We start from the raw sequence: 13,540 nt of genomic DNA on the forward strand, positions 1-13,540 counted from the left end.
GTTGTTATGAGTTATTAGTTATTTGTGAGGACGAATAACTAATAATATCAAATCCTCTCTTCATCGGAATAGTAAATTCGAGTTCACTGTTCACTGTTCACTGTCAACCGTCAACCGTCAACTGTCAACCGTCAACTGTCAACATCACCTGACGGTGTAACCGGAAATGATATGATTTAACCGCGAAGGCGCTAAGGACGCGAAGGAAGAGAAGAGAGAGTTTAATACAGGACGATGAAGAGAGGATTTTATATAACAAACAACCAACAACCAATAACCAATAACCAATTACCAATTACCAATTCCCAATTCCCAATTCCCAATTCCCAATTCCCAATTCCCAATTCCCAATTCCCAATTACCAAGGCGAACCAATCATTGTAAAAGCCGCCCAATAATAAGGATGGGACAAATTTTTGTCTCCCCGCGCCGTCAACTCCCCAGGTAAAGGTAAAGCCTGACGATTACCCGATCGCACCAAATAACCATCCTCCAAACGTACCTCTCCCCGCAACATCGCCAACTGCGCCTGTCGTAAAGCCTCAGCCTTAATCGGAGCTACACGCAACTGCTGATAAAACTCCGTCATCAACCCCAAAGTACCAGCATCACTCACATACCACAAACTCGCTAAAGCCGACTTCACCCCCGCATTCACCGCCAATCCCGCAAAACCCAACTCAGCCTGTTCATCACCCACCGCCGTCGTACAAGCACTCAAAACCAACAACTCCACCTGCGGATTCGATAACTTCAACTCATCCAACTCGCTCAACCGCAACTTAGTATCCCAAAACTGAATATAAGAATTCTCAGCACCCCCTGGTTGAAACTCACCATGAGTAGCCAAATGAATAATTTTGTACTCCTGCTGACGCTTTTCCCTCAAATTTGGCAAAGTAAAGTTCTCATTCAAAAAAGACAAACCAGGCCAAATCTTACCCACAATTGTGGATATCTCCAGCGGCACAGCCGGCAAAGGATTTTGATCGTACTTTTCAGGAAATTTCGATGCACCCATCGCCAAAACCCTAGCATCTTTAAGATTGCTATAGCGAGTATCAGTTAAGCTCAAACTAGGAATCAATCCCAAACTATACTTCTCCACCAAAAATTGCTTGCCGTTATAAAGAGCAGCCAAAGGTAAAGTTCGCAAACCAGCATCCATCGAAAATGCTAGAGTATCAATTTTATGCAATTCCAAATCTGCTTCCAGGGGTGCAATTAACCACTGGTAAAGTTGCTCGCCCGGTTCCTTATAGTCAGCACTGCTTAATCTCCGGGGACTTCGCACAGCATTGGTAAATTCCTTCGCAACTTGCAGCACTGTTTCGCGGCTGGCTGGTACGCTTTTAAAGATATTTTTGCCATCGGGTAAGAGCAGTACCAATTCTAAATTGTTGGCTTTGGCCCATACATAAACGATCGCAGGTTTTACTCCGGTCAAGCGATTAACGCTGCTGAGGGTATCTCGAATAGTTTGTGGCGTTACAGATTTTTCTGATAAATTGCCGCCAAAATAACGTTCAAATTCTTTCCCCTGAATTTGCTCTCTTTGCTGCACTGCGTCGATGGGATTTCGTTGAGTTATGGAATTGTTCGATCGAGAACTTTCGGCAACTATCACACTCTGATAACTACCCGGCTTTTGGGCAGTTGTCCCTCCGTCGCTATTGGTGGAGCTAGCGGTGTCTGGATTGTTATTTAACACCGATGGAGACAGTGATTGGGTTTCTCCTTGAGTGCTAGTTTTGCTACTCCCCAGGCTGCTGGCAGCCTGGTCTGAAGAGATGTTTGTCGTTGTGCTCTTTGGTACCGGGTCGATCGCGATCGAATTCGGCGCCACCACCAATTCTTGGGAATTGGTTGTGGTTTTTAGTTGGATGGTTGTCTTGGGTGCTGGACTCGGTTCGATCGCGATCGAGCCAGTAGTTGTATTTGTCGTGGTGTTAGGCTTAGAATTTGCAGTGGCCAGAGGCGTGACAGTGCAGGTTCCTGATTTGCAACTACTTTGCAGCAAAGTCTGGGAACCCGATCGCACTTGGCCCTCTGTGGAGATGCTAACGGGGTCGCCCTCAGTGTTTGTGTTGGTAACTGTGGCTCGAAAAGCTCCTCCTGCGGTGATTTCCACATCACCCCCCGTATTCCCACGAGCCTTGATCGAAGTAACTTGAATATCTTTTTGCCCCGTGATGGTGCTAGAACCGGCTTTTCCTAACTCCGAACTAGAATTAATCACCCCTGTCGCGATCGAACCTGGTGCGGTAATGGAGATATCTCCGCCGCTTTTGGCACCAAAGGCATCGATGTTGCCCGATGCTACAGCATTAGCGCTGCGGATGTTGATATCTCCTGCCCCCCCGTTGGTGGAACGAGAAGATAAAGTTCCTGTGGTGATGTTCCCCTGACTGCTAGTAATGTTGATGCCTGCGGGGGAGGTAATATCGCCAATCTTGACGCTACCGGCGATTAAGGTAATAGAGGCGTTGTCAATGCCCGCGATCGCAGCCGTTCCCATGATAGTACCGGTTCCCAAGGGCGATCGAATCACGATCGGGTCTTGAAAAGTAACAGTAGGTACTAGAGTAGAGTTAGGAGCTGAACTCGGCATGGGTGTTGAAGGCGATAGCCCAATCAAAACTTGACCATTACCATCAGAACGCCCGATCGCAATAGAAACAAACCCATTGCGCAAAGTCCCCAACTCAGCCCCAGTCAGATTCAAACCTTCTTTGTTTCCATCACCACCAATGGTGATATTTTGAGGTGCCTCCGTTGGTTGCAACACCAAACTACCATTGCTAGCGACGGAATTTTTGTTACCCGTCAGGTCAATTTCCCCACCAGTTAAAGTAATATTGCCCGCTGTTTGCAAACCACCAGCCTCCATCGGCCCGACACTTACTCCCTCCCTACCAGTCAGTGTCACATTACCAGCAATATTTCCTCTAGTATCGATCGCCCCTACAGTCACTTTCGCCGCAGCCGTCAGCGTCACATCCCCAGCCACTCGCGACACCGCCCCAGAATTCGATGAAGAAGTGAGAGTCGCTTCTGTACCTGTCCGTAGTCGATCGGCAATAATGTTACCTGTTTGGCTGGTGATGCGAATCTCCTGACCGTTAGTTGAAATATTACCAGTTCTGATACTGCCATCAGCTTTCAGAGTAACAGAGGCATTGTCTGTGCCGGTGAGGGAACTGGTAGTAGTGATTGTTCCCCGATCCGAAGGTGACTGAATCATCAGCGGGTCTGAAAAATTCAAATTATTAGCAACCAGAATCGAACCGCTGCTATCACTACGCCCGATCGTGATTCCGGCAAAACCATTTTGTAAACTTCCTAAATCGCTCGCCGTCAGATTCAAAAAACTATTACTACCCAAGTTACCCGTACCCGCGATCGCTATATTTTGACCAGGACTCCAAGGTTGCAACACCAAAAAACCAGTCCCACTCACCGAATTATTCCCACCCTTCAAGTCAATTTCATTGCCCGTCAAACTAATATTTCCCGAACCGCCCGCAATCCCCCCAACACTCAGAACATTCTGAGCCGTTAAATTCACAATTCCCGCACTTCGGGAACCACTCACATCAACTTTTTCTGCCCTTACGCTCAGCCCTTCCAGCAAAACATTGCCACTGCGACCATTGTTGGGATTAGATGCCGAAATATTATTACCAACAATCGCTCCCTGACTCGTCAAGCTAATATTTCCCCCTTTGCTCAACAAATTACCCACATTAATTTCCCTACCAAAAATTGCGATAGCCCCACCTTCTGTGCTAATAGTATCCCTACTATTCATTGCAAACAAACCCGTACCATTACCATCGGCATCAGCCCGAAAAGTCACAGAACCAGTAGTAGTTTGAAAACTCAACCTATCGTCTGCCAAATCAGAAATTTTAATATCATTGAAAGCTTCCAAAACTACATTAGTAGTCGCCGAAATACCCTCCAAAGCCCTCGCTGAAATAGTCAAAGAACTCCCTGAACTACTGGACAATCCTGGTGAAGTTGCAGAACCCAAAATACCACCATTAGCCAAAATTGCAGCATCATCAGCACCGGCTGCGGCATCTGTCACCACAATATTTTCCGGGTCTAACAACAAAGTCCCCAAACCATTTGTACCCCTAGTATCTACACTCCCATTAAAAATCAACCCTTTTTTACCAGAAACCTCGACAAACCCACCCGCACCACCAACATTAGGAACTGTAGAAACACCCCTAGCATTCACATTCCCGGAAAACACGGTTGTACCATCCGCCCAGACGACGGCGCTACCCCCATTGCCCGATCGAGTAGCATTAATGGCGATCGAACTCTTGCCATCGACATAAGTCATATTTGCAGTAGGCAGAGTTCCCCCACCTCGATAATCTCCCCCAACTCGCACGGTACCCCCACCCTCAGCTCCCGAAGCATCAATCTTGGCCGAAAACAGCCCTACTCTTTCCCCCAAGACATGAACAGTACCTCCTGTGCCATTGGGAGCCGACACATTGGCAGCACCCGATACTACAGCCGTTCCTGGACTTGCCGAAATAGCTTCTCCTCCAGTCAGTACCACTTGACCTTGGGAATTGGTGCTAAGTCCGGTGGCGTGGTCACTCCCTCCTCCAGAAAGCAGCCGAGGTAAACTCAGTGGCGAAAACGGCAAAGAATTTGAGTCAGAAACACCAGTAGGCCCAGAAACTTCCAAACTCAGCAACATCCCATTTTGGCTCAAGCGCACCAGATGCTCTCCCGGCACTGCTGCGACTGTGATTTGACCCCCAGGAGCCGAAAGTTCTCCTGTGCTGATGACTGTGCCCCCAAGCAGAGTTAAATTTTGTCCATTGCCCACGGCTAATTTACCAACATTAACTATGCTCCCTGACTGCGCTGAAAAAGCAAAAGCACTAGGTGTTCCCACCAGGGCTGCATAATCATTAATCCCTGTGCTATTGAACCAACGATTATCAAAACCAATGCTGCTAGCAGTAGTAGCAAAAAAAGACCCCGGCACATCCAGGCGGGCATTACTGCCGAAAATGATTCCTGCGGGGTTGACCAAAAATAGATTGGAATTACCACCGCTAACTTTTATCAACCCATTAATAAACGAAGCATCGCCACCAACAACGCGGCCAAATATATTTTTTATGTCCTGATTTGAAATAAAATTCGCTGTTTCCCCAGAATTTAAACCAAATCGAGTGAAACTGTGGAATTGATTTTTACCATCTTTTGAGGTAGCGCCTCCTGTAATGTCATAGCGCCCTGTCGCACCTGGAGTAACAGTCGTGTTCGTCTTGTCTGTGGCGGGAACAATGGATTGGGCACAGGCAATTTGAGATTGGGGATAAATTCCTACAATCACCCATCTAGTGCTGTTTTGTTTCGCCAACAGCAGACTGGGTGAAAAATCTAATATCCAAAGTCCGGCAATGGGAATTGCTGCCAGAATTGACCGTACAGCACGTTGAGCATTCATAATAGTTTGCCTCGGTCTAGACCTTAATAGGAGTAAAAAAATGGAGATTTTAGCCAAAAAACAGTCATCGCACCCCAATCCTCACTATTCCTAACGTGAGCTCTCGCTCTCAAATCTTAAATTCTTAGTCTAATTTTGAGTGTGTCACCAACATAGCAAACGTTGGCAAGCACTGTCCAAACACAGCAATTCAACAAATAAGGCAGTATGAGCGATCTAATTTTGCGGATCATTGGTTTGACAGGGGGCATCGCTACGGGTAAAACCGCTATCTCTAATTATCTGGGCGATCGTTATGGATGGAGGATTTTAGATGCCGATATTTATGCCCGCGAAGCTGTGTGTCCAGGTTCGCCAATACTGAGTTCTATTGTAGAACGCTACGGTGCTGGTGTTTTACTCCCAGACGGCAATTTAAATCGCCCGGAGTTGGGAAATATTATTTTTTGTAACCCAGCCGAACGGCAGTGGCTAGAACAACAAATTCACCCTTATGTCCGTCACCGTTTTGTTGAAGCCACTCAAAGTTACATTGCTCGATCGCATCTTGTATCCACAAACACATTGACTCTGGTTTTAGCAGTCCCACTACTGTTTGAAGCTAACATGACAGATTTATGTACAGAAATTTGGGTAGTTTACTGTTCACCCTCTGTACAGTTAGAACGGCTAATCAAGCGAGATGGCTTGAGTGTCGATCTAGCTAATGCCCGCATTAATAGTCAGTTTCCCCTAGAGCAAAAGTGTCAGAAAGCTGATGTTGTTTTGGACAACTCCTCCAGTCTCGACTCGCTGTTTGTCCAGGTAGATGCCATCATTAGCCGATTTTAAATTTTGCCTTGAAAAATTTGTGCGCTCTCGCCGACTTCTTAAATAAGTCGGGGATATCAAGCCTAAAATTCTATGAGATTTAATTGCCGCCCCTTCTTCAGGGGACACTAATGAGGGGTATCACCCCCTAAATCGGAGGCGTAAAAAACTTGCAGATTGCATCGATTATTAATTGGTAATTTTGCAAAACTTGCATTTTTTTTACCCTGATATCAGAGCAGAGACTGCGTATCAAGAAGCGGAAACTAGAAACACCGAACTTTATGATGCGTACTTACTCTTCTATCCTAATGTCAACTCTGTTATTGAGCAGCACTCCAGTTAACGCTCAAAGCCTACAAATTCCTCAGACATTTTTTTCTGAGTACAAATATGTTCCCGAATTGTTAACATCCCAAGCCGATAATCCAAATTCTTCCACAGAGACAGATCAAGATTCTGCTCCCGAACGAGGTAGCGGAAGATAAACAGTCCTCGACGCAACAGGCATGGGTAATATCGAATTTTAGAGTGCGTCAGGCGAGTTTTTTGAACTATTTAATTTTTAGTAATTCTGGAACTCGCCCACCTGACCAATTAATCCAGCAGATAGTGTTGTCATGCCACGATTTATGCCAATTATCCGCACTTTTGCGCCGATAGTTGCCGGGGTGGCGGCAATGAAATACAAAACTTTTATGTCTTACAACTTAGCAGGTGGGTTTTTGTGGACCTTTGGCATCACGTTGATGGGTTATTATTTGGGAAGGGTAATTCCTGATGTGGATAAATATTTATTGCCGATAGTTTTGGGAATAATTGTGTTTTCTTTTGTGCCTTCTATTATTCATATCATTCAAGAACGCCGCCACAGCAAAAAAGATTGAGGGCGAGGGTCCCAGACGGATAGATGGAGCCGATCGCACTAGCAATATAACACGACCGAAAGTAATGGGGTCTATTGCCAGATTCCGTAGATTCGCCTAGAAAATCGCACATCTAACCTCCATTTAGCCCGTCTGCGTCTCACCAGCATCCAATCCGGGAACTTGCCGCTCCCTAGGTTAATCTGGTACAACTAACACAGTTGAATGATTTGTCAGAAATAACATAAATGGTTGCAACATCAGTTCAGATTAAACACGAAGTCAAAGACTTATCCCTAGCCCCCTTGGGAAGACAACGCATCGAGTGGGCAGGCCGGGAAATGCCGGTGTTGCGCCAAATTCAAGAACGATTCGCTAAAGAAAAGCCCTTCGCAGGCATCCGTATTTCAGCTTGCTGCCACGTTACTACAGAAACAGCTCATTTGGCGATCGCCCTGAAAATGGGCGGTGCAGACGCCGTGCTCATCGCCAGCAACCCCTTGAGCACCCAAGACGACGTAGCAGCTTGCTTAGTTGAAGACTACGGCATTTCCGTCTACGCCATGAGAGGAGAAGACGCAGCTACCTACGAACGTCACGTTTACACAGCCCTAGACCACCGTCCCAACATTATCATCGATGACGGTAGCGACGTAGTAGCAGCGCTGATCCAACACCGCCCCAACCAAATTTCCGACTTAATCGGCACCACCGAAGAAACCACCACAGGTATCGTGCGTCTGCGGGCGATGTTGAAAGATGGCGTGTTGACTTTCCCCGCGATGAACGTTAACGATGCCGACACCAAGCACTTCTTCGACAACCGCTACGGTACCGGTCAATCCACCCTAGACGGCATTATCCGCGCTACCAACATCTTGTTAGCCGGTAAAAATATTGTGGTTGCAGGTTACGGTTGGTGTGGCAAAGGCACGGCACTGCGGGCTCGCGGCATGGGCGCTAACGTAATTGTCACTGAAATTGATCCGATTCGCGCGATCGAAGCAGTGATGGACGGCTTCCGCGTGATGCCAATGGACGAAGCAGCCACCGTCGGAGACATTTTCATCACCGTTACGGGCAACAAACACGTCATTCGTGCCGAACATTTCGACACCATGAAAGACGGCGCAATGGTTTGCAATTCCGGTCACTTCGACATTGAAATTGACCTCAAATCCCTCGGCGCAAAAAGCACCGATGTCAAGACTGTACGTTCTTTCACCCAAGAATACCGTCTCAATAATGGCAAGTCGATTATTGTCTTGGGCGAAGGCCGTTTGATCAACTTGGCCGCCGCTGAAGGACACCCCAGTGCCGTGATGGATATGAGCTTTGCTAACCAAGCCTTAGCCGCCGAACATCTTGTCACTAATAAAGGCAAATTAGAGCCAGGTATTCATTCAATCCCTGTCGAAGTTGACAGAGAAATCGCGCGTCTCAAATTGGAAGCAATGGGTATTTTCATTGATACCTTGACTCCAGAGCAAATTGAGTACACAAACTCTTGGACTTCTGGTACTTAATCATCTATCCCACCGTAGGGACACAGGCTTTCGCCCATAGGTGTCAACTTAAGCCTGAAAGCCTTGGTATCTCTCGTTCATAGCCAAGTCTAGATCCCCCTAAATCCCCCTTAAGAAGGGGGACTTTGATCGGACTCCTGTCCCCCCCTTCTTAAGGGGGGCTAGGGGGGATCTAGATTTAATAGTCAAACAACAGTCTCTGACTGGGTTTGACCTTAAGTTGACACTCCCTGGGCATTGCGGTGTCCCTACTTCATGAACTTCGGCATTCGGTCTTCCTGACATCCGTTACATCCGTTACATAATCCGTTGCCGAACTTCCTTCTGCTATACCTATTACCAAATTATTAAATCAAAATGGTTGAATGGATAACTAACACAATGCAGTCCATGAGTTATCTGGGCATTGCATTATTGATGTTTTTGGAAAACCTGTTCCCGCCCATACCCTCAGAATTGATTATGCCCTTTGCAGGATTCACCGCATCGAAAAGTAATGAGATGCAGTTGGCACCGGCGATCGCAGCCGGAGTCATCGGCACCGTTCTCGGAGCACTTCCCTGGTACTATGCCGGTAAATTATTGAGCGAAGAACGGTTAAAACATTTAGCCGACAAATACGGCAAATGGATTACTGTATCAGGTGCCGATATTGACAAAGCAAATCGATGGTTTAACAGACACGGCAACAAAGCCGTGTTTTTGTGTCGCCTCGTCCCCGGAGTTCGCACCCTGATTTCCCTCCCCGCTGGCATCAACAATATGCCTTTAATTCCATTCCTGGCATACTCAACAGGCGGCACTATTTTGTGGGTTAGTTTTCTCACCTTTGCCGGATATCAACTAGGGAAACTAGGGAAAAATTATGAACTTGTAGATCAATATCTCGCTCCTGTTTCCAAAATAGTTGTCGTGATTATAGTCATCTGGTTTATTTTGTGGATTATCAAAAAGAATATGCAAAAAGAATAGAATCACAGATAAATGCAGAGATCACAAAAAATCTGCGTTTATCTGCGTCCATCTGCGATTTAAAATTAATTAATATAATCCCAATTTGGTTACAAGAGATACAGCAGCAGATAAACTATTCAAAATTTAGGCAATTCTTGAGAATTAGTTGAAGTTTAGACAGACAATCGTGGCAAAATAGGAAGAATTGCTATCCGCACTGTTAAGATATGTACGAAAAGATTGTAGCCCCGACAACTGGTTCTAAAATTACTTTCAAAGACGGTTTGCCGATCGTCCCCAATGACCCGATCGTTCCGTTCATTCGCGGTGACGGTACGGGTGTGGACTTGTGGCCAGCATCCCAGAAAGTCATGGATGCTGCTGTAGAACAGGCCTACGGGGGCGATCGCAAAATCAACTGGTTTAAAATCTATGTAGGCGACGAAGCCTGTGATGTCTACGGTACTTACCAATATTTACCACAAGATTCCCTAGATGCCATCAAAGAATACGGTGTCGCCATCAAAGGCCCGCTGACAACGCCCATAGGCGGCGGAATTCGATCGCTAAACGTAGCTTTGCGACAAATCTTTGACCTTTACGCCTGCGTGCGCCCATGCAAATATTATGATGGAACCCCATCATTACACAAAACTCCCGAACTGCTAGACGTCATTATTTACCGGGAAAATACAGAGGATATTTACCTCGGAATTGAATGGGCAAAAGATAGCGAAATTGGCCAAAAACTAATTGAATACCTCAATAATGAATTAATTCCCGCCACACCAGAACACGGCAAAAAACAAATTCGCCTCGATTCTGGAATCGGCATTAAACCCATTAGCAAAACAGGTTCTCAGCGGTTAGTACGGCGTGCCATTACCCACGCCTTGCGGTTGCCAAAAGAAAAGCAGCAAGTGACTTTGGTGCACAAAGGCAACATCATGAAATACACCGAAGGAGCTTTCCGAGATTGGGGTTACGAATTAGCAACCACCGAATATCGTGCTGAGTGCGTCACAGAAAGAGAGTCTTGGATTCTGGGGAACAAAGAAAAAAATCCTGACATTAGCTTAGAAGATAATGCCCGCAAAATAGATCCGGGATTTGATGCTTTGACACCCGAAAAACAAGCCAAAATAACTCAGGAAGTCGCTGATGTTTTAGCAGCAATTTGGGATAGTCATGGCGACGGCAAATGGAAAGAGAAAATCATGGTCAATGACAGAATTGCTGACAGCATTTTCCAACAAATTCAAACTCGACCAGGCGAATATTCGATTTTGGCGACAATGAATTTGAACGGCGATTATTTGTCCGATGCAGCGGCCGCAATTGTCGGCGGATTGGGCATGGGCCCCGGCGCTAATATTGGCGATGAATGTGCAGTTTTTGAGGCCACTCACGGTACTGCACCGAAACACGCTGGTTTGGATAAAGTCAATCCCGGTTCGCTGATTTTGTCTGGGGTGATGATGTTGGAATACATGGGATGGCAGGAAGCGGCAGACTTGATTAAGAAAGGTTTGGCTGCGGCTATTTCTAACGGTGAAGTTACCTATGATTTAGCTCGCTTGATGGAGCCCCCAGTGCCGGAGTTGAAGTGTTCGGAGTTTGCGGAGGCGATTATTAAGCATTTCGCGGATTGATCTGGCAACAGAGGAAGAGGACACAACAGTGTTCATTGGTGTCAACTTAAGCCTGAAACCCATGAGGAATATCGCTTTTGTTCGAGTCCAGATCCCCCCTAGCCCCCCTTAAGAAGGGGGGGACAGGAATCTTCTCCAAGTCCTAAAGAGGGCGGGCACGGGGGCACCGCCCCTACAAGGGGGGGACAGGAATCTTCTCCAAGTCCTAAAGAGGGCGGGCACGGGGGCACCGCCCCTACAAGGGGGGGACAGGAATCTTCTCCAATTCCTAAAGAGGGCGGGCACGGGGGCACCGCCCCTACAAGGGGGGGACAGGAATCTTCTCCAAGTCCTAAAGAGGGCGGGCACGGGGGCACCGCCCCTACAAGGGGGGGACAGGAATCTTCTCCAAGTCCTAAAGAGGGCGGGCACGGGGGCACCGCCCCTACAAGGGGGATTTAGGGGGATCGAGATTCGGGTAAAAGCGACATATATCAGAGGTTTCAGGCTTCAGTAGTGTTCTGTCCCTACCGATGATATCTATTTATTTTTGTGCAGCCGGAATTGCCATTCCGCGCTGTACTGCGGGACGCTTTTGCAAGGTTTCTACCCAACGTTTCAGATGGGGATGGTTGTCGAGGGTTAATCCTTGAAATTCATAAATGGCAACCCAGGGATAGGTAGCAATATCGGCAATTGAATAGTCGCCGCAGATGTACTCGTATTTTGCTAGTTGATTGTCTAATACTCCATACAGCCGCAGGGTTTCTTTTTCGTAGCGTTGAATTGCATAGGGAATTGGTTCTGGTGCAAAGCGTTTGAAGTGGTTGAGTTGACCGAACATTGGCCCGACGCTGGCCATTTGAAACATCAGCCATTCAAGCACTTGAAAGTATTTTTCTTTGTCTGTGGGTAGAAATCTGCCTATTTTTTCGGCAAGATAGATCAGGATTGCGCCAGACTCGAAGACGGTAATGCCATTATCGCGATCGACTATGGCGGGAATTTTGCTGTTGGGGTTGATGGCGATGAATTCTGGGCTAAATTGGTCGTTTTTTCTAATGTCTATGACGTGCACGTTGTAGGGTAAGCCTATTTCTTCGAGCATGATGGAGACTTTGCGGCCGTTGGGTGTGGTAAAAGTGTAGAGGTCAATCATAAATTATTGGTTTTTTCTCAAGAATATCAAAATTATATTATAATAACAGAGGAATGATGATTAATCAAAATGGATATTATTGAAATTCTCAAAGACGATTATCAAAGATTTCCCAAAAATCAGACCTACAGCATTTATGCAAAGGATGTCTATTTTGAAGACCCGGTGAATCGATTTACAGGAGTCGATCGCTACCGCAAAATGATCGGGTTTATGGGGACTTTTTTTCAGGATATAAATCTAGATTTGCACGATATTTCGCAGTCTGGAGATAGCATAGACACCCGGTGGACGCTGAGTTGGAAAGCACCGTTACCTTGGCGGCCGAAAATGGCGATCGCAGGTAGAAGCGAAATGAAAGTCAACAGTGATGATTTAATCGTTTCTCACATCGATTACTGGAACTGTTCGCGGTTGGATGTGCTCAAACAATTGGTATTTCCTGTGAGGCCTGGTGTCTGAAAATTATGCGTTTTTTAGAAATAAAAAATCGACCCATAACAGGTCGATATCAACAGTGGTATTTAGCAGAGCTTTTTCAACTCTCAGGACTTACGCAAAGAAACCCGGTTTCTTCCAAAAATAGTCGCTTTTTTCGATAAATTTTGACGCAGAAACCGGGTTTTTGGCCCTTCGTGCGTAAGTCATGACTCTCCTATCGTCAAAATTAGATTAGTGAGAATTAATCACGCGACAACCACCAAATGAATGCTCCAACAGCGACTACAGGTGCTGCAATTGCAATGGCGGGTGCGATCGCGACTGACATTGCTGTTCCTGTTGCTGTAGCCACAGTAGAAATACCAATACCACCAGTAGTAGTGGCGATACCAGTAGCAGTTGCTCCACTGATGGTGGCTAATTTAGCGGCGACTAATGCGCCACCTACAGCAGTAGTGGCTAAACCATTATTACTGTTCATAATCGAAGGACTCCTTTTAATCCGAAAGTAATCAGGTGATATGTCAAGAAACCGGGTTTCTGTTGTTGGACAAGCGGATATTTAGTTGACCTCTTCAAGAAACCCAGTTTCTGAAATTAATGGCAAAGTATGGCGAAATCAGCCATCTATAACAGTGGTTTCCATGCACAGCGCAATAGTGGTT

At 46.4% G+C, this 13,540-nt stretch carries 10 protein-coding genes; 7 read left to right on the plus strand and 3 right to left on the minus strand.

Annotation, left to right across the window (positions count from 1 at the left end):
- Positions 1-358: 358 nt before the first annotated feature.
- A complete protein-coding gene (locus P2A85_RS11245) occupies positions 359-5,488 on the minus strand; it encodes a CHAT domain-containing protein (protein ID WP_377479796.1) in 5,130 nt (1,709 codons plus the stop codon).
- 207 nt (positions 5,489-5,695) lie between these two features.
- Here P2A85_RS11245 and coaE point away from each other — a divergent pair, with 207 nt between their 5' ends.
- The 6 genes from coaE to P2A85_RS11275 all read left to right on the plus strand — a co-directional run bounded on the left by coaE (position 5,696) and on the right by P2A85_RS11275 (position 11,296).
- Positions 5,696-6,319, plus strand: a complete 624-nt coding sequence (gene coaE / locus P2A85_RS11250) for a dephospho-CoA kinase (protein WP_377479798.1) — start codon at positions 5,696-5,698, stop codon at positions 6,317-6,319.
- A 263-nt stretch (positions 6,320-6,582) separates the two neighbouring features.
- Positions 6,583-6,786 (plus strand): heterocyst-inhibiting protein PatX, encoded by a 204-nt coding sequence (gene patX / locus P2A85_RS11255; protein WP_377479802.1) that lies wholly within the window; start codon positions 6,583-6,585, stop codon positions 6,784-6,786.
- 132 nt (positions 6,787-6,918) lie between these two features.
- Positions 6,919-7,185: a DedA family protein gene (locus tag P2A85_RS11260; protein WP_377479805.1), complete on the plus strand. Its 267-nt coding sequence runs from the start codon at positions 6,919-6,921 to the stop codon at positions 7,183-7,185.
- 227 nt (positions 7,186-7,412) lie between these two features.
- Positions 7,413-8,690, plus strand: a complete 1,278-nt coding sequence (ahcY, locus tag P2A85_RS11265; RefSeq protein WP_371113682.1) for an adenosylhomocysteinase — start codon at positions 7,413-7,415, stop codon at positions 8,688-8,690.
- Between the two features lie 357 nt (positions 8,691-9,047).
- On the plus strand, positions 9,048-9,662 hold the full coding sequence (locus P2A85_RS11270; protein WP_341738435.1) for a DedA family protein: 615 nt from the start codon (positions 9,048-9,050) through the stop codon (positions 9,660-9,662).
- 209 nt (positions 9,663-9,871) lie between these two features.
- Positions 9,872-11,296, plus strand: coding sequence for an NADP-dependent isocitrate dehydrogenase (locus P2A85_RS11275; protein WP_377479808.1), 1,425 nt, complete (start codon positions 9,872-9,874; stop codon positions 11,294-11,296).
- 523 nt (positions 11,297-11,819) lie between these two features.
- Here P2A85_RS11275 and P2A85_RS11280 read toward each other — a convergent pair.
- Entirely contained in the window at positions 11,820-12,434 is a 615-nt protein-coding gene (locus P2A85_RS11280) for a glutathione S-transferase N-terminal domain-containing protein (RefSeq protein ID WP_377479811.1), read from the minus strand.
- Positions 12,435-12,503: 69 nt separating this feature from the next.
- On the opposite strand from P2A85_RS11280, the gene P2A85_RS11285 reads away from it, so the two are divergent.
- Entirely contained in the window at positions 12,504-12,896 is a 393-nt protein-coding gene (locus P2A85_RS11285; RefSeq protein ID WP_377479814.1) for a DUF2358 domain-containing protein, read from the plus strand.
- A gap of 220 nt (positions 12,897-13,116) precedes the next feature.
- Here P2A85_RS11285 and P2A85_RS11290 read toward each other — a convergent pair whose 3' ends face one another.
- The gene (locus tag P2A85_RS11290; RefSeq protein ID WP_377479817.1) at positions 13,117-13,356 is read right to left on the minus strand and encodes a hypothetical protein; all 240 of its coding nucleotides are present in this window, start codon (positions 13,354-13,356) and stop codon (positions 13,117-13,119) included.
- Between the last annotated feature and the right edge of the window lie 184 nt (positions 13,357-13,540).

The organism is Microcoleus anatoxicus, assembly GCF_042465725.1.
GTDB classification, from domain to species: domain Bacteria; phylum Cyanobacteriota; class Cyanobacteriia; order Cyanobacteriales; family Microcoleaceae; genus Microcoleus; species Microcoleus anatoxicus.

Excerpts from the sequence above, each read along its gene's own strand:
- P2A85_RS11245 (WP_377479796.1), bottom strand. The coding sequence starts at position 5,488 with ATGAATGCTCAACGTGCTGTACGGTCAATTCTGGCAGCAATTCCCATT.
- coaE (WP_377479798.1), top strand. The coding sequence starts at position 5,696 with ATGAGCGATCTAATTTTGCGGATCATTGGTTTGACAGGGGGCATCGCT.
- patX (WP_377479802.1), top strand. The coding sequence starts at position 6,583 with ATGATGCGTACTTACTCTTCTATCCTAATGTCAACTCTGTTATTGAGC.
- P2A85_RS11260 (WP_377479805.1), top strand. The coding sequence starts at position 6,919 with ATGCCACGATTTATGCCAATTATCCGCACTTTTGCGCCGATAGTTGCC.
- ahcY (WP_371113682.1), top strand. The coding sequence starts at position 7,413 with ATGGTTGCAACATCAGTTCAGATTAAACACGAAGTCAAAGACTTATCC.
- P2A85_RS11270 (WP_341738435.1), top strand. The coding sequence starts at position 9,048 with ATGGTTGAATGGATAACTAACACAATGCAGTCCATGAGTTATCTGGGC.
- P2A85_RS11275 (WP_377479808.1), top strand. The coding sequence starts at position 9,872 with ATGTACGAAAAGATTGTAGCCCCGACAACTGGTTCTAAAATTACTTTC.
- P2A85_RS11280 (WP_377479811.1), bottom strand. The coding sequence starts at position 12,434 with ATGATTGACCTCTACACTTTTACCACACCCAACGGCCGCAAAGTCTCC.
- P2A85_RS11285 (WP_377479814.1), top strand. The coding sequence starts at position 12,504 with ATGGATATTATTGAAATTCTCAAAGACGATTATCAAAGATTTCCCAAA.
- P2A85_RS11290 (WP_377479817.1), bottom strand. The coding sequence starts at position 13,356 with ATGAACAGTAATAATGGTTTAGCCACTACTGCTGTAGGTGGCGCATTA.